Origin of the sequence: Ideonella sp. B508-1 (assembly GCF_000333615.1) — a bacterium.
Taxonomy (GTDB): Bacteria; Pseudomonadota; Gammaproteobacteria; order Burkholderiales; family Burkholderiaceae_C; genus Ideonella.
Genome location: NZ_BADL01000234.1, coordinates 1 through 853, shown reverse-complemented (window position 1 = coordinate 853; position 853 = coordinate 1). Strand labels below are relative to the sequence as shown.

Here is an 853-nt window from a genome sequence, read left to right as displayed (position 1 = left end):
CGCTGGGTTGGCGCGACCGGGGCGCCCCCCGCTGGACCGGGCCCACCTGGTGCCCGCGCTCTATGATCTGCACAGCCATCTCCTGGCCGGCGAGACCGGACAGACCGTGGTGGGCACCGGCGGCCTGCTGCTGCTGGGCCTGAGCCTGAGCGGGGCTTGGCTGGCCTGGCCCCGGCCGGGCAGCCGGGCCGCCTGGCGCCGGACACTGAGCATCCGGACCGACGCCTCGCGGGTGCGCCTGTGGTTCGACGCCCACCGCGCCATGGGCCTGTGGGGGCTGCCGCTGGCCCTGCTGCTGGCGGGCACCGGTGCGATGATGGTCTTCAAGGACAGCAGCCGGGCCCTGGTGGGGGCCGTCTGGCCGCTGCAGCCCGCAGCCCACGCCGCCCGAGCCGCCCCCCCCGCGACCGGACCGGCCCTGCCACCCGACGCCCTGGTGGCCCGTGGCGAGGCGGTCTTCCCGGGGGCGCGCTGGTCCCGCCTGAGCCTGCCCGCCCGTCCGGGTGCGCCCTGGGAGCTGCGCCTGCTGCAGCCCGGCGAGCCCCGGGCCGACACCGGCAACACCCGGGTCCGGCTGAGCGCCGAGGGTCGCGTGCTGTCGGTCCAGGACCCGCTGCACAGCGCCCCGGGCAACCGGGTGCTGGACTGGGTGTTCCCGCTGCATTCGGCCGAGGCCCTGGGCGGGCTCGCGCGCCTGCTCTGGACGGTGTTCGGCCTGCTGCCCACGGTGCTGCTGGGCAGCGCGGCCTGGCTGTGGTGGCGGCGCACCCGCATGCGCCGCGCCCCGCTCAGAGCTTGAACAGCTCGATCCGGTGCTTCTGCAGCGCGTAGCCCAGCTGACGCGGGGTGACCT

The 853-nt window shown here is 76.8% G+C and carries 1 protein-coding gene; it reads left to right on the top strand.

Going from position 1 to position 853, the window contains the following annotated elements; all coding sequences use genetic code 11:
* Nucleotides 1-799 (top strand): PepSY domain-containing protein (locus tag I73_RS09855; protein WP_026096536.1); only part of this gene is annotated, 799 nt, incomplete at its 5' end.
* Nucleotides 800-853 lie beyond the last annotated feature (54 nt).